Raw genomic sequence first — 19099 nt, 5'->3', positions numbered from 1 at the left:
GCGATTGAAGGGTTCTTTCAATGACTTCTTTCCTTGTATTCCTCCACGTGGCCGCAGCCATTCTCTTGATCGGCCCAGTATGCGTATCCACCTCCAGCTTCCAGACCCAAATGGCCAAGGCAGCACAGGGTGACCACGCGGCGCTCGGCTCCGCTCGCGTCCTGCACAACATCACCAATACCTACGGCTACATCTCTGCCATCGTGCCTATCCTCGGCCTCGGCGTATTCCTTTCCGATATCAGCGCTTACAAGTCCGAAGTGAATTTCCACATCGCCATCTTGGTTGCCATCGTCGCATGGTGCCTGCTCTTCTTCGTCATTCTGCCAAAGCAAAAGAAGGCAATGGCCGCCCTCGAATCGACTGAATCCTTCGACTACGCGGCAGCCAAGAAGCCGCTGTCCGCATTCGGCGGCGTATTCAACCTTCTGTGGATCATCTGCCTCATCCTGATGTACGTCAACTTCTAAGTGGCCTTCTAAATAGCCATTTACTCCTCTGGGACAGTGTCTTCACTGTCCCTTTTCTCGTTTTCTAGCTCTTCCTTCAGCTTTTGCGCATCTTCGTGCGCATTTTCTCGACGCCGCCGCGTCGCCTGCGCCACAGTCTGCGCCCACCTCCGATTCTTCGGCGCGAGCGGACCGCTGGCTTCGTCATAGACCCAAGTCGAATCTTCAAAGAGCCAGACGACGTCCCCGCTAATTGGATCCTTGATATAAAACGCCCGTCCATCAGTCTTGATGTTGTGGTGATGTTGACACAGGCAGGTCAAGTTTGCCGCCGAAGTAGGTCCTCCGTCAGCGAAGTCGTGCCGATGGTCCATCTGGGAAGCCATAGCCGGCCGCGTACATCCGGGCCACCGGCAGGTTCCATCGAGCCCTTCCACAAAGGCGCGGATACGCGGCGGCGTGACGTAGTTTCCACTTTCATCTTGTGCCGCCTTCTCCATGTCGCGCACGGTCGTGGCCCGCGATTGCATGTCATCGGCCACCTCCGGCGAAACCCAACCCAAGCTTTGGACGAAAGCCGGAGCATCCGGCAGATCGCAGCGGTACATATTGAGCACCACCTTCGCCCTGGCTTCGGCCTCACCGGTGAGCAACTCGACCGCAGCCTGAGCCAAGGAGATGTCCTTCTCTGTGGCCACACCGCGAATATTTCGGTCGATGATTTCGGCAGTCTCTAAGCCCACGTCTAGGCACACTGCGGCCCACTCCCCGCCCGTAGGCTCGAGGTGATAGGACTCCTTGCGCCGCGGGTCGCGTGCGGCGATGGTGGGATCAAGGCGGACAATCAGCTCCCGCAGCTTTCGCCGCAGGTTGCGGTGGGACGGTAATTTTTGGTTAGGGCGTTTGGGGGTGAGGTAGGTGGTTAATTCGGCGTCGATAAGCAGGCGTTTTTCGGCGTCAATCTCGCCTAACTTGGACAGCGTCTGGTCAATAGTGATTAAGCGGTCTAAATCTAAGTGGTAATGCTCTTCCTGCCGGGCTTTAAGGCGCGGCAGCTCCTGTAATCGCTCAAAGGCGAAAATGATATTTCTAATTCGGGACTGGCGCGTTCCGGTGAGATCCGACAGTGATTGGCTAATTATTTCGATATCGTCATCCGGGTCTGGATGCAGGCGTTTCCATAGGAGGTATTCAGCCTTGCGGATGTCTGTAGCTGCTTGTGAGGTGGAATTTGCTGGATTGGTATTGGCAAAATAGGGCGCATTCATGGACTTCCCCCGCAGAAGTTTCTCTAGAACATGTTTGCGCTTTCAGTATACAAACCCCTCCGACACCCTACCCCCGTTTATAGTAAAACCGCAGGTCAAAGGGCACGAAAAAATGGGCCTCCGAAGAGGCCCATTGAGTCGAAAATGCTAGTCGCGCCAGCGTCCACCGCGTTTGCGTCCGCCGCCGTGATCACGGCGTGGCGGGCGGCCGGTGTCCTTTTGAATCTTGATCAGCTGGCCGGAAATGCGGGTATCCTTCAGTCGGTCCAGTACTGCCGGGTCAAGGTTCTTTGGCAGGTCAACCAGGGTGTGGCCCACCGCGATGGTGATGCGGCCGAAGTCCTTGGCAGACAAGCCACCCTCGTTGGCAATAGCGCCGACGATGGCTCCTGGTCGCACATTTTGCCGCTTGCCGACGTCCAGTCGGTACGTCTCAAAGTCTCCGTCCGGCCGCTTGGGGCCGCGACCCTTACTGCCACCCTTGAAATCACGCTTGCGATCATCGCGGCGGTCGCGATCGCGCTTCGGCTTGGGAAGCGGCTTGTCTTCCATCAGGAAGTTCTTGCCACCCTGCAGCATGACGGCGAGGGCTGCAGCGATGTCATCCATGGCCGCATTATTGTCCTCGGAGTACTTGCGCACCAAGGTCCGGAAGAAGTCCGCCTGCTTATTATCCATGGAGTTGGTAATGGACTGCGCGAACTTTTCCTTGCGCTTTTCATTGACCTCATCGACGGACGGCAGTTCCATCTCTTCCAAGCGGGCGTTGGTCACGCGCTCGATGGAGCGCAGCATGCGGCGCTCGCGCGGGGTGACGAATAGGATGGCTTCGCCGGAGCGTCCAGCGCGGCCGGTGCGGCCGATGCGGTGCACGTAAGACTCGGTATCGTTCGGGATATCGAAGTTGACCACGTGCGTGATGCGCTCGACGTCGAGGCCACGGGCGGCGACGTCGGTAGCCACGAGGATGTCTAGGCGGCCATCCTTGAGCTGATCGACGGTGCGCTCGCGCTGAGCCTGCGCAATATCGCCGTTGATGGCGGCGGCGCTGAAACCGCGGTCACGCAGGGTCTCGGCCACCTCTTCGGTCTCGTGCTTGGTACGGCAGAAGACGATGATGGCGTCGTAATTGATGACCTCGAGGATGCGGGTGAAGGCATCCATCTTTGCGCGGTGCGGAATGAGGAGGAAGCGCTGCGTGATGTTGTCATTGGTGCGGCGCTCGGACTTCACCGTGACCTCGGCGGGGTTGTCGAGGTACTGCTTAGACAGGCGTCGGATAGCGTTCGGCATGGTGGCCGAGAAAAGCGCCACCTGCTTGCGGTCCGGGGTGTCCTCCAGGATGCGCTCGACGTCTTCTTGGAAGCCCATGTTCAGCATCTCATCGGCCTCATCGAGGACGAGAAACTGCAGCTGGGACAGGTCCAGCGAGCCCTTCTCCAGGTGGTCGATGACGCGACCCGGGGTGCCCACGATAACCTGCGCACCGCGGCGCAGACCGGAAAGCTGAATGCCATAGGCTTGGCCACCGTAGATAGGCAGCACCTCGACGCCCTTGAGGGACTCGGCGAAGGATTGGAAGGAGTCCGCCACCTGCAGGGCCAGCTCGCGGGTGGGAGCGAGCACGAGGGCCTGCGGATGGCGGGCCTTGGTGTCAATCTGCGACAGAACCGGCAGCGCAAAGGCTGCGGTCTTGCCGGTACCGGTCTGGGCAAGGCCGACAACGTCGCGGCCTTCCATCAAGATCGGGATGGTTTCTTCCTGAATGGGGGACGGCTTGGTGAAGCCTACTTTCGCAACGGCCTCCAGAATTTTCTCTGGCAGGCCAAGATGCGCGAACCCCTGGGAGTTGTCGTTGGCTGAATCTTGGGACTCAGCGCCGGTGTCCTCAGAAGTATTCGCAGCCCTGGTGTCCTTGGTGACACCTTGCGAGTTGTCCTGAGATTCCGACTTATTAAAATCTTCCGGCTCGTTGACGCCGCCGGTGGCGTTATCGGTAATGCTCATTGCTTCACCAACCCTACGCGATTGCCGCCCCAAACTCCATATCCTAAGCGCCCGCGACGAAAGTGCGGTAGCTCAGTGGCATGCCTGGGCGGTAGGCCAAGTGCACGGCGCTGGGTGCGTCGAGCACGTGCAGGTCCGCGGCGGCACCCTCCACGATGGTGCCCTTAGCCGGGCGGCCCTGCGGGTCGAGGCCGTTGCCCACGTTGTGGCGGCGCAGGGCGGTCGCTCCGCCGGTGGTGGCGGCGTGGATGGCCTCATCGACGGAGAGGTGCTGCTGCAGGACCGCGGTGGTCACGCAGTAATTCATCGAGGAGGTATAGGACGTGCCAGGGTTGAGGTTGGAGGCGATGGCGAGGGTAGCGCCGGCGTCGAGAAGCGTGCGGCCCGGGGCGAGCGGCTCGCGGGTGGACAGGTCGCACGCCGGCAGCATGGTGGCCACGGTATCGGAATTGGCCAGCAGCTCGACGTCCTCGTCGGTTAGGTGATTGACGTGGTCTACCGAGGCCGCGCCCAGTTCGACGGCGAGGGCAACGCCCGGCCCCTCGCCCAGCTGATTGCCGTGCACGCGCAGGCCGAGGCCCAAATTCTTACCGGCCTCCAGCACGCGGCGGGATTGTTCCTCGTTGAAGGCGCCGCGCTCACAGAAGACGTCGATCCACTGCACGTAGGGAGCAACGCCCTCGAGCATGGGGCCAACGACCTCGTCGAGGTACTCCTCCGCGTCCGCTCCCGGCGGGACCAGGTGCGCGCCCAAGAAGGTCACGTCATCGACGTGGCGGGAGGCTACCTTGGCGGCCTCCACCTCGGACTCGGTATTGAGGCCGTAGCCCGTCTTGGTCTCAAAGGTGGTGGTGCCACCGCGGCGGCCGGCGGCCACGCGGTCCGCCACCAGCTGGTCCAGGCGGTCGGTGCCGGCCTGGCGGGTGGCGTCCATGGTCACGGCGATGCCGCCTGCCTCATAGGAACCGCCGGAGATGCGGGCCTCGAATTCGGCGGAGCGGTCACCGTCGAAGACCATGTGGGTGTGCGAATCTACCCAGCCGGGCAGGACGGCGCGGCCGCCTAGGTCCACCTTTTCGTCGGCGGCCGGTGCCTCGGAGGCTGGGCCGACCCAGGCGATGGTGCCGGATTGGGCGATAATGGCGGCGTCGTTAAGCGTGCCACGCTCGCTGACCGTACGGAGTTCTGAAATGCCGGTAAAAAGTGTGCTCATCTAGTCCCTTGCCTTGAATTCCATTGGAATACGGACGCCGCGCTCATCGGCGACCTCCTTTGCGCGAGTGTAGCCGGAATCGACGTGGCGGATAACGCCCATGCCCGGGTCATTGGTGAGCACCGCGCGCAGCTTGGCCGCGGCGAGCTCGGTGCCGTCTGCAACGGTGACCTGGCCTGCGTGGATGGAGCGGCCCATGCCCACGCCACCGCCGTGGTGGAGGGAAACCCAGGTAGCGCCGGAAGACACAGCGGTCATGGCGTTGAGCAGCGGCCAGTCGGCCACGGCGTCGGTGCCATCGAGCATGGCTTCGGTTTCGCGGTATGGGGATGCCACGGAGCCAGAATCCAGGTGGTCACGGCCGATGACGATCGGCGCCTTGATCTTGCCCTCGCGCACCAGGTCGTTGAAGAGCAGGCCGGCCTTGTGGCGCTCGTTGTAGCCCAGCCAGCAAATGCGTGCTGGCAGACCCTCGAACTCGACATACTCCTCGGCGGCATCGAGCCAGTTGTGCAGGTGCTCGTTGTCCGGGAAGAGCTCCTTGAGCGCTTGGTCGGTGACCTTGATGTCCTCTGGGTCGCCGGAAAGCGCGGCCCAGCGGAAGGGGCCCAGGCCCTCACAGAAGAGCGGGCGGATATAGGCCGGAACGAAGCCCGGGAATTCGAAGGCGCGCTGGTAGCCGGCCTTGCGGGCCTCATCGCGGATAGAGTTGCCGTAGTCAAAGACCTCGGCACCCTCATCCTGGAACTCGACCATGGCCTGGACCTGGGCGGCCATGGACTCGCGGGCCTTCTTGGTAAAGGTGGTCGGATCCGCCTTGGCCTCGTTGTGCCAGTCTTCCATGGTGATTTCAGAAGGCAGGTAGGACAGCGGGTCATGTGCGGAGGTCTGGTCCGTGACGATGTCTACGGTGAATTCCCCGGCGCGCTGGCGGCGCAGGATCTCTGGGAAGACCTCGGCGGCGTTGCCTACCAGGCCGACAGACAGCGGCTTCTTGTTTTCCTTGGCGTCCAGGACTAGCTTGAGGGCCTCATCGAGGTCGGTGACAACCTCATCCAGGTAGCGCTTGTGCTGACGACGCTTCAGGCGGGTCTCGTCCACGTCCACGATGAGGCAGGCGCCGCCGTTGAGGGTGACGGACAGCGGCTGTGCGCCGCCCATACCGCCACAACCACCGGTCAGGGTGAAAGTACCGGCAAGGCTGCCGCCAAAGCGCTTCTTAGCCACTGCCGCGAAGGTCTCGAAGGTGCCCTGCAGGATGCCCTGGGTGGCGATGTAGATCCAAGAGCCGGCCGTCATCTGGCCGTACATCATCAGGCCCTCGTCCTCGAGCTTGCGGAAGTGCTCCCAGTTAGCCCAGTCTCCCACGAGGTTGGAGTTAGCGATGAGCACGCGCGGTGCCCACTCGTTGGTCTTCCAGATGCCCACCGGCTTGCCGGACTGCACCAGCAGGGTCTCATCGGATTCGAGGTCCTTCAAGGATTCTACGATGGCGTCAAAGGCTTCCCAGCTGCGTGCTGCGCGGCCGGTGCCGCCGTAGACCACGAGGTCCTCGGGGCGCTCGGCAACCTCGGGATCGAGGTTATTCATGAGCATGCGCAGGGGCGCTTCGGTCTGCCAGGACTTGGCGGACAATTCGGTTCCGCGCGGCGCGCGTACTTCGCGTGGTTGAGACATGGGCTTCCTTTCGTCGTGCTTTTCCGACGCCCTCCCAAGCCCCCTAGGCCGGTGTCCCGGGGCTGTCCCCGAGGGCTTGTTTGGCGTCACAGGTCACAACTTACTGTGATTCACATCTATGTAACAGGCCACACAAACCCTAACTGTCTCGTATATGAGACACCCGCGGAATGATCTACGATGGCCTGCATGCGCCGGTTCATCCCCCTCCTTTCCGCGGCCCTCCTCACCGCTTGTTCCACCCCCGCCGAGGAACCGCAGCCACCCCACTATGTCGCGCTGGGAGATTCCTATGCGGCCATGGGCTCGACCACACTGCCACTGGATCCACCCAATACCTGCGTACGCGCACAAGATTCCTACCCCGAGCTCGCGGCCAAGGAGATGGACGCAAAGCTCACCAATGTCACCTGCCAGGGCGCTAGCACCCTCGACGTACTTTCCTCGGCCGGCGAACACCCCGCCCAGGTGGACGCCCTACGCGAGGACACCAACCTGGTGAGCCTATCCATCGGCGGCAATGACGCCAGCTTCGTGCGCCTTACCCAGTGCGCCACGGACGATATCTGCCAGGCGGAATCAGGCGCGCAGATTGACTTAGAAATCCGCGATCTGCCCCGCCGGCTCGACAAGGTCTACGAGGAAATTCACCGCCGCTCCCCTAATGCGAAGGTCCTTGCCACCGGCTACCTCCCCCTTATCAAGCACGGGGAGACCTGCCCCTACATAGAAAAAGTCCCGGCCAGTGACCGGGAATGGTTGGCCGCCTCCATCGAGCGCATCAATCAGGCAGTGCGCGAGGCCGCCGAGCGCCACGGGGCTACTTACGTGCTTGCCGACGCCGCCCTAGACCACACCGCCTGCTCCCCCTCGCCGTGGGTGGACTTTACGGGAAAGGACACCAATTCCTTTCCCATGCACCCCACACACGCGGGCCAGGTGGCAATGGCCCAGGCGCTACGCGCTGCCCTCTAGCCCGGCGCGCGCGGCGTCGTCGGAACCGGGCACGCGCAGCGTGGTCTTGTACTGGCACTCGAACTTCACCGGAGACTCCTTCACCATGGGAATGCGGTAATTGTCCGCATATTCCTTGGTGACGGAAAGGCGGTCCCACTCGCTGTCGCCATAGTCGAGCACCTGGGCGGATTTATTGACTTCCTCGCGCAGGTCATAGGTGTCCATATTCCACACGAACCAGCCGGTTTCCTCGGCATTGAGGACCGTGTCCTTACGACGACTATCCGGGTACTGGTTGGCCGAAAACATCACCATGGGTGGATCGAAGGTGAGGTTTTGCCACTGGCTATAGGGAGCGATATTTTCGCGACCTTGGCCGTCGACGCTAGAGAGCCAACCAATAGGTCGTGGCACTGTGCTCGCCTTAAAGGGCGAAAATGGCAAGGGGTTATCGTCGACGTATTAACCACGCAGCTTTCCAGTAGCGTCCTCGACGGCGTCGATAAGAGCGCCTTCCTTGACTAGGCGTACGGTCTCCTCGATTTCCGGGGACAGGTAGCGGTCCACACCGGGGCCGTCCACAGTCTGGCGCAGCTTCTCAATCACCGCGCCGGTGCCCTTGGCCGGGGTGCCCTCGCGCATGTCGATGGCGCGGGCGGCGGTGAGGATTTCCACGGCCAGCACGCGCTGTAGGCCATCCACGGCCTTGCGCAGCTTGCGGGCGGCGGACCATCCCATAGACACATGGTCTTCCTGCATGGCCGAAGAAGGAATGGAATCGGCCGAAGATGGGTTGGCTAGGCGCTTCATTTCGCTCACGATGCCGGCCTGGGCGTACTGCGCAATCATGTGGCCGGAGTCGACACCGGGGTCGTCGGCAAGAAAGGCATTCAGCCCGCGGTTGCGCGCCGGGTCCAGGAAGCGGTCGGTGCGGCGCTCGGAAATGGACGCCAAGTCCGCAGTGACGATGGCAAGGAAGTCGAGCGCATAGGCAACTGGCGCGCCGTGGAAATTGCCATTGGAGACCACGCGACCATCCTTGGTTACCACCGGGTTATCCACCGCGGCGGCCAGCTCGCGCTCGGCCACCTGGGCGGTGTGGGCCAGGGTATCGCGGAACCCGCCGGCAACCTGCGGGGCGCAGCGCACGGAGTACGCATCCTGCACCTGGTTCTTCTTGAATTCCTCGAGCGCGGCCTCCAGAATCTGCGAGCCTTCGGCCACCTGGAGGATATTGGCCGCGGCATCGGCCTGGCCTGGGTGCGGGCGCAACTGCTGCAGGTCATCGGCAAAGACCACGAGGGTACCCAGCAGGCCCTCCACGGTCATGGCGGTGGCAATATCGGCGGTCTTGGCGGCCGCGCGCAGGTCAGTAATGGCCAGGCAGAGCTGGCCGAGCATGCCATCGGTGCCGTTTATAAGCGCGAGGCCTTCCTTCTCGCGCAGCTGCAGCGGTTCGATGCCGGCCGCGGCCAGAGCGTCGCCCGCGTCCTTGAGTTCGCCATTGACGCGCACTTCACCCTCGCCCAGCAGGGCCAATGCGCAGTGTGCCAGCGGCGCCAAATCGCCGGAGCAGCCGAGCGATCCGTACTCGCGCACCACCGGAACGATTCCGGCATTCAGCGCCTTGGCATAGGTTTCTACGACCACCGGGCGCACGCCGGTACGACCGGTACACAAGGTGGACAGGCGCAGCAGCATGAGCGCGCGGATGACCTCTTCTTCCACCTCTGGGCCGGTGCCCGCGGCATGCGAGCGCACTAAGGAAAGCTGCAGCTGGGCGCGCATCTCCTCCGGAATGTGGCGGCGGGCAAGTGCACCAAAGCCGGTGGAAATGCCATAGACCGGGGTGGGATCCTGTGCCAGTTCTTCCACGCGCTCGCGGGTCGCGGCTACCTCTTCGAGAGCCTCGGGCGCAATCTCCACCTTTGCTCCATAGCGGGCAACGGCAACGACGTCCTCGATACTCAACGCACCGACGTTGACGGTCACGGTGGATGGGTAGGCGTTAGGCATGGCAAAAACTCCTTGGAGTAGGGATTGATAATCAAAAATGTGTCGCGCGACAACCCAACGCGATAGATGTATGCTACATCACTTTCTTCGATTGCGGTACATTTTCCCCGCCACCTTGTCTGACGCCTCCTGCAGTGCCCGAATGGCGGCATCCACCTTTGCATCTGGCGTCCCTACCGGATACGTCACCGCCACCGCCGCCGCTGGGCGGTCCAGATGGTCCAGAATGGGCACCGCTACAGAAGCCTGGCCACGAGTAATTTCCTCCACCTCTTGGTCCCAACCCCGCGCGGCCACCAACCGCAAGCGCTCCTTCAAAGCAGAAAAGCCACTACCACCCGCAGTATCGAATGCGGCGCGCACCTCCGCGTCAGGAAGATGCGCCAGCATTACGCGCCCGGACGCCGTCTTATGCGCTTGCAATCGCACACCAACCTCGGTCACCAAAGAGATTGCCCCTGCAGCACGGACCTCCTGCAAGTACAAGATTTCCGATCCAGCCATACGAGACAAGTGCCCCGATCCACCCACCAGATCCGCGCACCGTTCCAAGTCCCGAGTAGCCATTCGCACCAAAGGCTGTTGAGTTACATAGGCCGAAGCCATGGAATAGGCCGCAAGGCCCAGGCCATATGTCTTATGCTCCGGCAAGTGCGCCACAAAGCCGGCATCCACCATCTCCGCTAGCAAGTGATACGTAGATGACCGCGGCAGTCCCAGTTCACCTTGTATCCTGGCAGCAGAAATTGGAACGTCAATCGTCGATAACAACTTAAGAATCTCTAACGCGTGACGGGCCGCTGGAACTCGATTTGTACTCACACTTAGTGATTGTAAGCAGAATTTTCCTGCCATATCCCGCGTTCTTGCCTACCCTCGGTAACCATGAACACCGAAAAAGCTGAACTTTTCACCCCCGCCCCTGAATGGTCCGGCCGCTCCGATGGCCCTGGCCCAGAGCACGCCCGCTGGCATAGCGTTATCAATCAGTCCACCGACTCCCCCGCCCCGGTAACCCTGGTGGGCTTTGCCTCCGATGAGGGCGTGCTGCGCAATGGGGGCCGCCAGGGTGCTGCCGCAGGCCCGGCCGCGCTGCGTTCCGCGCTGGGTTCCTTGGCGGTGCACCATGCGCATGCGCTTGCCGACGCCGGCACGATCACCACCCAAGCCAACGACCTCGACGGCGCCCACGATGCGCTCTCCGATAAGGTGCAGGAACTCGTCGAAGCCGGCACCTTGCCCATCATCTTGGGCGGCGGTCACGAGACTGCTTTCGGCTCCCACCGCGGCCTCTACCGCGCGGTGGGAGCCACCAAGATCATCAACCTGGACGCCCACTTCGATCTGCGCCGCGCCGATCAAGCCACCTCCGGCACCCCGTTCAAGCAGATTTCGGAGCTCACCGATGACTTCGACTACACCGTGCTGGGTATCTCCCGCCCCAATAACACCGCGGTGCTTTTCGACGAAGCCGAGTCCCTCGGCGTGGCCATCACCCTAGACGAAGAGCTGGTCAACCTCTCCCCAGCCGAATGCGGCGAGCTCGCTGCCCGCGCCACGGAGGGCAAGGACAAGGTCCACCTATCCATCGACCTCGACGTCCTGCCAGCATCCACCGCGCCGGGCGTATCCGCCCCGGCGTCTCTGGGTGTGAGCTATGAGCGCATCCGCGCCATGGCTGTAGCAATTGCACAGACGGGCAAGCTGGCCCTGGTGGACGTCGTCGAGCTCAACCCCACCTTTGACATAGATAACCGCACCGCCAAGGCAGCGGCGCGGCTTATCGATGACATCGTCACGGCCCACCTCGGGGCCTAGCGCTTAGCTCAAAACAGCAGGTGGGCAATCGGCGTGGCGATGAGGATGGTCAGCGCCACGCGCTCAAACCAGATGATGACCAGGTGGGTGAGCTTCACCGGAATCTTGGTAGCCAGGATGCACGGCACCAGCGCGGAGAAGAAGATGATGGCGGAGACTGCCACCACGCCGATGACGAACTTGACCACCATGTTGTCGCTGTCTGCCACCGCGGTGGCGGGCAGGAACATCTCCGCAATACCCATGGCCGCGCCCTTGCCGGCCTGGACCGGCTCCGGCAGCTGCACTACCCACGCGAATGGGTAAAACAGGTAGCCAATCCACTCGAAGATGGGCGTAAAGCGCGCAAGCAGTAGGCCAATAAGGCCCACCGACATGATGGAAGGCACGATGGCCGCCGCCATGCGCACGCCATCGCGCAGGTTCTCCCAGATGGACTCCCACAAGGACGGCGCGCGCTGCAATGCCAGCATTGCTTCGCGCCACGCGTTCTTGATGCGCGAGCCCTCCACCGGCTTTTCCGGGTCTGGGTGTGCCTCAGCAAAGTACTCGTCCGGAATGGTGCGCAGCGGCGGAATGCGCACGGTAATGGCCGTCACCACAAAGGTCACGATGAGCGTGACAATAAAGTAGGTGCCCCAGACTTTCATCAGGTCAAGCTGCTTAGCAACGATGACCATGAAGGCCGCAGAGACCGTCGAAAAGCCGGTGGCAATAATGGCCGCCTCGCGCCCGGTATAGCCGCCCTTTTGGTAGACGCGGTCCGTCACCAAAATGCCCAGCGAGTACGAGCCCACAAACGAGGCCACCGCGTCAATGGCGGATCGTCCTGGCGTCTTCCACAGCGGCCGCATGATGGGCTGCATGAGCACGCCAACAAATTCCAGCAGGCCAAAGCCAATGAGAAACGCTAGGAACGCGCCACCGATAGGCACGATGAGGCCTACCGGAATCGCGATGGAATTCCACAGGAACGGCACTAGGTCTTCATCGCCCAATACCCACGGCAGCGCATCGATGACCATAAGGAAAGAGATCACCGCACCCACAATGTTGAGCACCGCAAAGACCGCTTGCAATACGCTTTCTTTGAACGCGCCGGTGGTAAAGCTGCGCACCGTGCCATAGACGGCAAGCGCAAAGATAATCCACGGCACCGCCGCTGGAATCCCCTCGCGCACCATGGTGACCATGTGGTCCAAAGGAATGGAGCGCTTATCCTGATACGTCACCGGCAGGAAGAATACGAACGCGCCGATGGCGCTATATAAAAAGAGTTTCCACCGTCCCCCAGGCTGCGGGATCTCCCCGTCATGGCTCTGGTGCGAGGTGTAGACAGATTCGGTAGAAGTCACAGTAAAACCGTCTCCTCAAGCTTGCATACAAAAATCAAGCCCGCGTGACAGCCTTACGCGAACATTGGGGACATGTTATCTAAGTAACAGCGCGCTGTCTAGGCTTTGTGCATTCACATCCCTAACGGCACTGACCAGAAATCACCTAATGCTAAACTTCTCTATATTTAACCTGCACTAGGAGTTGTAATGAAAAAGAAGATTTACGTTACCGGAGCAGTACTTCGCAAGGAAGGAAAAATCCTTGCAGCAAAACGCGGAAATGGTAAGTCATTAGGCGGTTTTTGGGAGTTTCCAGGTGGAAAAATTGAAGAAGGAGAAACTCCAAAAGAAGCACTAGCAAGGGAGCTTAAAGAAGAGCTTCTAATTGAAGCTGCCGTAGGTCAACCGATTACCACAACCGAGCACGAATATGACTTCGGAATCGTCATACTTTCGACTTTTGAATGTGAACTAGTCGGTTCCTCACCCCAGCTTACTGAGCATTCCGAGATTCGTTGGCTCGAGCCAAGTGAGCTTCCCCAGCTCAATTGGGCTCCCGCGGATATCCCAACCGTTTCAATTCTCTCTAACTCGTAGTATGGATCTCTCTAGCAATCTCGCAAAGGACGTTGCGCACGGCTTTTTGAACCGGCATATCGAATCACCGGAAATTTCTAATCCACAACTCATCAACAACACCGGTGAAAAGACAATGTTGCGTGTTCTGCAACAAAATCTCCACCGCTCAGAAAGTTTTTGCTTTTCGGTCGCCTTTATCTCGAGTCGCGCCCTAGCGCTTTTAAAACAAGCACTTCTGGACTTCCCTGGTCGAGGAAAAATCATTACCTCGACGTATTTAGATTTCAATGAACCCAGTATGTTCCGGGAGCTCAACAGATTGAGCAATGTGGACGTCTACATCTACGACGATGACCATGGCGCATTTCACCCTAAAGGCTATGTGTTTAATCAAGGCCCTGAAGTTTCTGCAATTGTAGGAAGCTCTAATCTGACCGACTCTGCATTGCTACAAAACACAGAATGGAATATTCGTTTTTCCACCTCTCTCGATGGCGATATCGCTTACCAACTTCAAGATGCCATTCGTTTGCAATGCGAAACAGCGGTACCACTTACTGAGGAATGGATACAGCATTACGAAAAGCGGCGTGCTTTTATCCCCGTAGCGCGGCAGAGCACGAATGAAGACGGAAATGCAGAAACCGGACCTATCGTAGCCAATAGCATGCAGGCAAGAGCACTGTCTCAGTTAGAAGCACTGCAAATTGCCGGAGAGAATAAAGCACTTGTCATTTCTGCTACAGGTACGGGAAAGACTATTCTTTCCGCACTGGCGGCTAAACAGTTCTCCCCTTCTCGGGTGCTCTTTATAGCGCACCGCGAGCAGATTTTGCGCAAAGCTTCGGAAGAATTCCAAAGAGTCTTCCAGTCGCCGGCCAATGACTTCGGCTTCTTTGTGGGTAGCGATAAAGATGTTGAGCCGAGATTCATATTTTCTTCCATCCAATCACTGGCCAAGGCGGGAAACCTCAACAAGTTTTCTCCCACAGATTTTGATTTCATCATCGTAGACGAGGTACACCGAGGGATCGCCAAGACCTACGAAACTGTATTAGACCATTTCAAGCCAAAGTTCCTGTTGGGACTCACTGCTACGCCTGAGCGTACTGACGGCAAAGATATTTTCCGCTTATTCGACTACAACGTGGCCTATGAAATTAGACTCCAAGAAGCTCTGGAAGCGAAAATACTCTGCCCGTTCCATTATTACGGGGTAACTGACTATGTAACAGAGTCAGGAGAAGTAGTTGAAGACACTTCAGAACTGTCCAAACTTGTCTCCGCCGAAAGAGTCGAGCACATTCTAGAAAATTTGGCAAAGTATGGACTTCCTCAAGACGTTCGTGGCTTAATTTTCTGCAGCTCAAAACGAGAAGCTATAGAACTTTCCGAGTTGCTCAACTCATCAACGTTGAATGGAAAGGTGCTTCGCACTACAGCCCTGTTGGGAGATACAGAACAAAGTAGAAGAAACACAGCCATCAAACAGCTCGAAGCAGGCGAGCTAGATTACATCCTTACTGTCGACATCTTTAACGAAGGAATCGACATTCCCAGCGTAAACCAGATTGTGATGCTCCGAGGAACCCAATCGAGCATTATTTTTACTCAACAGCTGGGACGAGGGCTCCGAAAATTCCAAAACAAAGATCATCTTCGGGTCATTGATTTTATCGGAAACTATAAGAACAACTTCCTAATCCCAATCGCGCTTTTTGGCGACAACTCAAAATCCAAGGATTCCATTAGGAAAAAGATGATCGAGAATAATGAGAACAACACGATCGCTGGAGTATCGAGCGTAAATTTCGATCACATATCGCGCAAGAAAATTTTCGAGTCTCTTTCCAAAGTGTCGCTTGACAGCGTTTTTGAATTGAAGAAGGAAATAAAACAACTAGAAGTTCGGCTAAACCGCTTACCAAAGTTGTTTGATTTTGCACGATTCGACACCGTGGATCCATTAGTCATGGCTACGAAACGCCAGAATTACTGGGATCTGCTCTACCAACAAAAATTCGTCGACATACCTCCGACTCCTCTAGAATCCAACTATCTCAAGTTTCTTTCAAACGAACTCTTAAGCGGCAAACAGCCCCAAGAATTGGTTCTATTGAAGCACCTTCTTGAACACTCAAACATTTCTCGTTCAGCCTTCCAAGATTTGCTTAAGTCCAAGAATATGGCTAGCTCTGAAGACGATGTTTCCGTCGTCGAAAGAGTCCTAAACCTAAGCTTCTACGACTCCAGGTTTTATTCTCTCGAGCCAATCATCAAGTCCGATAGCAGTGGATTTACCCTAGGTACCGAATTTGAATCGTTATACAACAATAATTCCGAAGACTTCCCTAATTCTTTCCGCTCTCATGTTGACGATCTAGTAGAAACTGCGCTTTTTAGGTCACGAGAAAAAGGCTTTTGGGAAGGAACACTCAAAGTCGGCAACAGGTACACGCGTAAAGATGCCTGTCGCCTCCTAAAGTTGGAGACGAATCAGATGTCTACTTTGTACGGATATAAAGTAGACGAATATTCGGGATCAGTTCCTATTTTTATCACTTATCACAAAGGCGATTCTGTATCGGCCCAAGTAAAATATCAGGACACTTTTCTCGATCATGGAACGCTCCAATGGTTCACCAGGAATAGGACTTCCTTGAAAGGAAAAAGTGAGGCCGCGATTGTTAATCACAAATTTCCTCTTCACGTATTTGTACAAAGGAACGACACTGAGGGAAGAGGATTCTTCTATCTTGGCGAAGCTCACGCCACTGATCCTGAGGAAACATATATTCAGAGTGATGACAACAAGAATTTGAGCACCGTAAGAATGAAGCTTCTGTTGGATAATCCAGTTTCCGACGGATTCTTACAATACTTGGAGGCCTCTGAAACATAAGCACAGCATTCAAGGACCAGGAGCACCGTTAGACAACACTCCTAATTCTCTTAAAAACTAAATTTCACCTACTAGGAAGGCAAAGTTAACTGGAGGATTAAGAGCTGCTCAGCGGCCTCTCTGCGGCACTCGCTTCGGCTTGTTCCCCGCCCCGGCATGCGGGTCGCGGCCGAATGCCCAGGCGATGATGCCGATGAAGGCGATGGCTCCGCAGACGGTGAAGGCGAGGGGGAAGCCGGAGGCGTCGGCAAGCAGGCCAATGAGCATGGGGCCTAGGATTTGGCCGAAGTCTCCGGCCATCTGGAAGGTGGATAGCACCTTGCCGCCGGAGCGGTCATTGCCCACGATGTCGCCCACCGCGGCCTGCTGGGAGGGGTTGATAAGCCCGGAAGAGGCGCCGGCGAAGGCGGAGACGAGCAAGAGGAACCACACGCTGGTGGCCATGCCCATGAGCACCATGAAGGTGGCGGAGCCGACGAGGCCGATGAGGATAAGTGGTTTGCGGCCGTGGATATCGGACCACTTGCCGGAGAACTGCAACACGATGGCGTTGCCGGCTGCAAAGACTGCGAGCGCCAGGCCGGAGGCGGCCGCGCCATTGTGGAAGATGGAGGCGGCAAAAAGCGGCAGGACGGATACGCGCACTCCCATGTTGATCCAGCTATGGGCAAAGTTGGAGGTCAGCACCGCGCGGTAGGCGGTATCGCCCCAGGCCTCCTGCAGGCGCATGGGCGGCAGCTTATCCTGGCTGGCCTGCTTGTGGTTGACGCGAGGCATTTGCCACCAGACGACGAACGCGGCCAGTGCCACGCCCACGCCGTAGATGAAAAATGGCCAGCGGAAACCCAGGAAGGACAGGCTGGCACCAAGAACCGGGCCGGCGACGTTACCGAGCAGGAAGGCCGTGGCGTAGGTGGCAGAGCACTTGCCGCGAATCGTCGGCGGAGACATGCGCACGATAAGACCCATGGCGGAGACGGTGAACATGGTCGAGCCAATCCCGGCCAGGGCGCGCAGGGCCACGATGTGCCAGTAGCTTTGTGCAATGGAGACTAGACCCGTGGTCACCGCGACGGTCATGAGCCCGATAAGATAGACGCGGCGCGAGCCGACGCGATCCACAAGCGATCCGGACATGGGCGCGAAGATAAGGCGCGAGGCGGCGAAGATGGAGACCACTAGGCCCGCGGCAGCCATGGAGACATCGAAGCTCACCACGAACTGCGGAAGCAGCGGGGCGATAAGGCCATAGCCCAAAGCGATAATAAAGGCGGCCGTGACCATGACCCAGATTTCGCGCGGAATCTTGGGCGCTTCCTCGTGTTCTACTTCCCCACTGCGTGTATTCATCATATCGGCTGCAACTCTAATCCTTGGCGTCAGGGAAAGCCATTTGCGACTTATGTTCGAACATATGTTTGTTTTTGGTGGGGTTGTGTCCGCGTTGGGTTCTAGTGTGATGGCCATGCACAACGTACAAAAGAAGTTTCCCCAGCCCACCGCGATGAACCTGCCTCAGTCCGCTTCCGAGATTGCGGCGGACTTGCTCTACCACGAATATGACACCATCAATTCCATCGCCGCCATCATGCACCACCCGCGCTCCCTGGCGCGCCCTACTCCCACCTGGCGCCCACCGATAAAGCAACTGCCGACGCCCGCCGGTGGACCGGGCGGAGAGTATTGCATGAGCATTACCCGCCACCGCGTGGGTGCGCGCGTGAAGGCCCGCGTGCGTGGCTTTGGGCAAGACCGCATTCCGGCGTATCTGATTACCATCCGCATTACCGAGAACTTTGGTCAGCCGGTAGATCCAGCTGTGGCCGAGGGCTGGATACGCACGCTCGTGCCGGCAGAGATGGTGGGTGCAGTCCACGAGGTCTCCCGTGGCCCGAATGCCACTTATGTGTGGCTCGTGGATAGCTCCTATCAGCCGGTCCACTCCCCCGAGTCGCTCTTCGCCGGCTTCAGCCAAGCCGCCTAGGCGGTCGCTCGCTGTTGTGTTGACTGCGCAGATGCGTCTGAGTCTGCATGCGGGTCAGGCGCGTGGAGCACCTTCTTCATCACCTCGTGGTTGAAGGTCACCGTATAGTGGCGGGCGATTGCCTTTGGCATAAAGCGCAGGACCAAGCAGGCGATGAGGACGGTAAAGACCTTATCCAGAATGTCCGAGGTAAGGCCCTGCAAGATGATGGCCAGGCGCTCGTCTTGGACGATCATCTCGTAGAACTTGGTGAGGTTTTGTGGCCCCTTGCGTGGGTGACCACTGAAGGAAAAGATGAGTACGTACACGCTCATCACGCCGGAGCCGATGCCTATTCCGAGGCCGGAGAAAATGATCCAGGACAGCTTGTTGAATACCCCGCGGCGAGCCAGCAGGCCTACTGCGGCACCGATAAAGATACCTACGGGCGCAAAGGCGAGATTATAGGCAAAGTACGCTCCGCCCAATACGGTGGTGGTAAGCCCCGTGGCCATGCCGAGCACGGGACCGGCGATGATGGCGACGATGGCGGTGCCGACAGCATCGAAGAACATCGGCACCTGCGTGCGCACCGTCAACGAGCCCAACAGCAGGTTGATGGAGGCGCCGAAGATCGGATACAGGAGGATGCAGTTAGGCACCAGCCCATGCTGCGAGGTATATAGCAGCACCGCGGCCACTAGGAGGAGGGCCCAGACGCTGGCGGTCAGGTAGGACTCGAAAGTCACATTTACCGTGGCGTACACACCAAAGACGGTGCAAAACCACGCGGCAAGCGAGAGTGCCACGGCTACTACAACAAGGACGTAGCGCCACGTGGTATCGCGGGTCATCGCCATGGTCTTCTCCTCCTCACAAGGCTAGGTTTAGGGGGGACTTCCAGCTGCAGGCT

General features: G+C 58.6%; 16 protein-coding genes. 6 read left to right on the top strand and 10 right to left on the bottom strand.

Features of this window, described 5'->3' with window-relative positions; genetic code table 11:
* Positions 1 to 20 precede the first annotated feature (20 nt).
* Positions 21 to 470 (top strand): DUF2269 domain-containing protein, encoded by a 450-nt coding sequence (locus BJ985_RS01340; RefSeq protein WP_179386348.1) that lies wholly within the window; start codon positions 21 to 23, stop codon positions 468 to 470.
* A gap of 20 nt (positions 471 to 490) precedes the next feature.
* On the opposite strand, the gene BJ985_RS01335 is transcribed toward BJ985_RS01340, so the two are convergent.
* The 4 genes from BJ985_RS01335 to hutU all read right to left on the bottom strand — a co-directional run bounded on the left by BJ985_RS01335 (position 491) and on the right by hutU (position 6614).
* The gene (locus tag BJ985_RS01335; protein WP_179386347.1) at positions 491 to 1717 is read right to left on the bottom strand and encodes an HNH endonuclease signature motif containing protein; all 1227 of its coding nucleotides are present in this window, start codon (positions 1715 to 1717) and stop codon (positions 491 to 493) included.
* Positions 1718 to 1864: 147 nt separating this feature from the next.
* Positions 1865 to 3724 (bottom strand): DEAD/DEAH box helicase, encoded by a 1860-nt coding sequence (locus BJ985_RS01330; protein ID WP_179386346.1) that lies wholly within the window; start codon positions 3722 to 3724, stop codon positions 1865 to 1867.
* Between the two features lie 43 nt (positions 3725 to 3767).
* Entirely contained in the window at positions 3768 to 4937 is a 1170-nt protein-coding gene (gene hutI, locus BJ985_RS01325) for an imidazolonepropionase (RefSeq protein WP_179386345.1), read from the bottom strand.
* Complete coding sequence (gene hutU / locus BJ985_RS01320) at positions 4938 to 6614, bottom strand: urocanate hydratase (RefSeq protein ID WP_179386344.1); 1677 nt, start codon at positions 6612 to 6614, stop codon at positions 4938 to 4940.
* Between the two features lie 189 nt (positions 6615 to 6803).
* On the opposite strand from hutU, the gene BJ985_RS01315 reads away from it, so the two are divergent.
* Positions 6804 to 7589: an SGNH/GDSL hydrolase family protein gene (locus BJ985_RS01315; protein WP_236587078.1), complete on the top strand. Its 786-nt coding sequence runs from the start codon at positions 6804 to 6806 to the stop codon at positions 7587 to 7589.
* Here the strand turns inward: BJ985_RS01315 and BJ985_RS01310 are convergent.
* The 3 genes from BJ985_RS01310 to BJ985_RS01300 all read right to left on the bottom strand — a co-directional run bounded on the left by BJ985_RS01310 (position 7572) and on the right by BJ985_RS01300 (position 10409).
* On the bottom strand, positions 7572 to 7985 hold the full coding sequence (locus BJ985_RS01310; RefSeq protein ID WP_236587077.1) for a flavin reductase family protein: 414 nt from the start codon (positions 7983 to 7985) through the stop codon (positions 7572 to 7574). The two genes, BJ985_RS01315 and BJ985_RS01310, sit on opposite strands and share 18 nt — an antisense overlap.
* Positions 7986 to 8033: 48 nt before the next feature.
* A complete protein-coding gene (hutH, locus tag BJ985_RS01305) occupies positions 8034 to 9587 on the bottom strand; it encodes a histidine ammonia-lyase (protein ID WP_179386341.1) in 1554 nt (517 codons plus the stop codon).
* Between the two features lie 78 nt (positions 9588 to 9665).
* The gene (locus BJ985_RS01300) at positions 9666 to 10409 is read right to left on the bottom strand and encodes an IclR family transcriptional regulator (RefSeq protein ID WP_179386340.1); all 744 of its coding nucleotides are present in this window, start codon (positions 10407 to 10409) and stop codon (positions 9666 to 9668) included.
* 63 nt (positions 10410 to 10472) lie between these two features.
* Here BJ985_RS01300 and hutG point away from each other — a divergent pair, with 63 nt between their 5' ends.
* Positions 10473 to 11405 (top strand): formimidoylglutamase, encoded by a 933-nt coding sequence (gene hutG, locus BJ985_RS01295; RefSeq protein ID WP_179386339.1) that lies wholly within the window; start codon positions 10473 to 10475, stop codon positions 11403 to 11405.
* Positions 11406 to 11413: 8 nt separating this feature from the next.
* Here hutG and BJ985_RS01290 read toward each other — a convergent pair whose 3' ends face one another.
* Positions 11414 to 12760: a YjiH family protein gene (locus BJ985_RS01290; RefSeq protein WP_179386338.1), complete on the bottom strand. Its 1347-nt coding sequence runs from the start codon at positions 12758 to 12760 to the stop codon at positions 11414 to 11416.
* A 189-nt stretch (positions 12761 to 12949) separates the two neighbouring features.
* Here BJ985_RS01290 and BJ985_RS01285 point away from each other — a divergent pair, with 189 nt between their 5' ends.
* A complete protein-coding gene (locus BJ985_RS01285) occupies positions 12950 to 13339 on the top strand; it encodes a (deoxy)nucleoside triphosphate pyrophosphohydrolase (RefSeq protein WP_179386337.1) in 390 nt (129 codons plus the stop codon).
* A gap of 1 nt (position 13340) precedes the next feature.
* On the top strand, positions 13341 to 16223 hold the full coding sequence (locus BJ985_RS01280; protein ID WP_179386336.1) for a DUF3427 domain-containing protein: 2883 nt from the start codon (positions 13341 to 13343) through the stop codon (positions 16221 to 16223).
* A gap of 108 nt (positions 16224 to 16331) precedes the next feature.
* Here BJ985_RS01280 and BJ985_RS01275 read toward each other — a convergent pair whose 3' ends face one another.
* Entirely contained in the window at positions 16332 to 17576 is a 1245-nt protein-coding gene (locus BJ985_RS01275) for an MFS transporter (protein ID WP_179386335.1), read from the bottom strand.
* A gap of 112 nt (positions 17577 to 17688) precedes the next feature.
* Between BJ985_RS01275 and BJ985_RS01270 the strand changes: the two genes are divergently transcribed.
* Positions 17689 to 18207, top strand: a complete 519-nt coding sequence (locus tag BJ985_RS01270) for a hypothetical protein (RefSeq protein WP_236587076.1) — start codon at positions 17689 to 17691, stop codon at positions 18205 to 18207.
* Here BJ985_RS01270 and BJ985_RS01265 read toward each other — a convergent pair.
* The gene (locus tag BJ985_RS01265) at positions 18204 to 19046 is read right to left on the bottom strand and encodes a hypothetical protein (RefSeq protein ID WP_179386334.1); all 843 of its coding nucleotides are present in this window, start codon (positions 19044 to 19046) and stop codon (positions 18204 to 18206) included. The two genes, BJ985_RS01270 and BJ985_RS01265, sit on opposite strands and share 4 nt — an antisense overlap.
* Positions 19047 to 19099 lie beyond the last annotated feature (53 nt).

Origin of the sequence: Corynebacterium tuberculostearicum (assembly GCF_013408445.1) — a bacterium.
Taxonomy (GTDB): Bacteria; Actinomycetota; Actinomycetes; order Mycobacteriales; family Mycobacteriaceae; genus Corynebacterium; species Corynebacterium tuberculostearicum.
The sequence above is the reverse complement of the archived record's forward strand: the minus strand, read 5'-3'. Positions and strand labels throughout refer to the sequence as shown.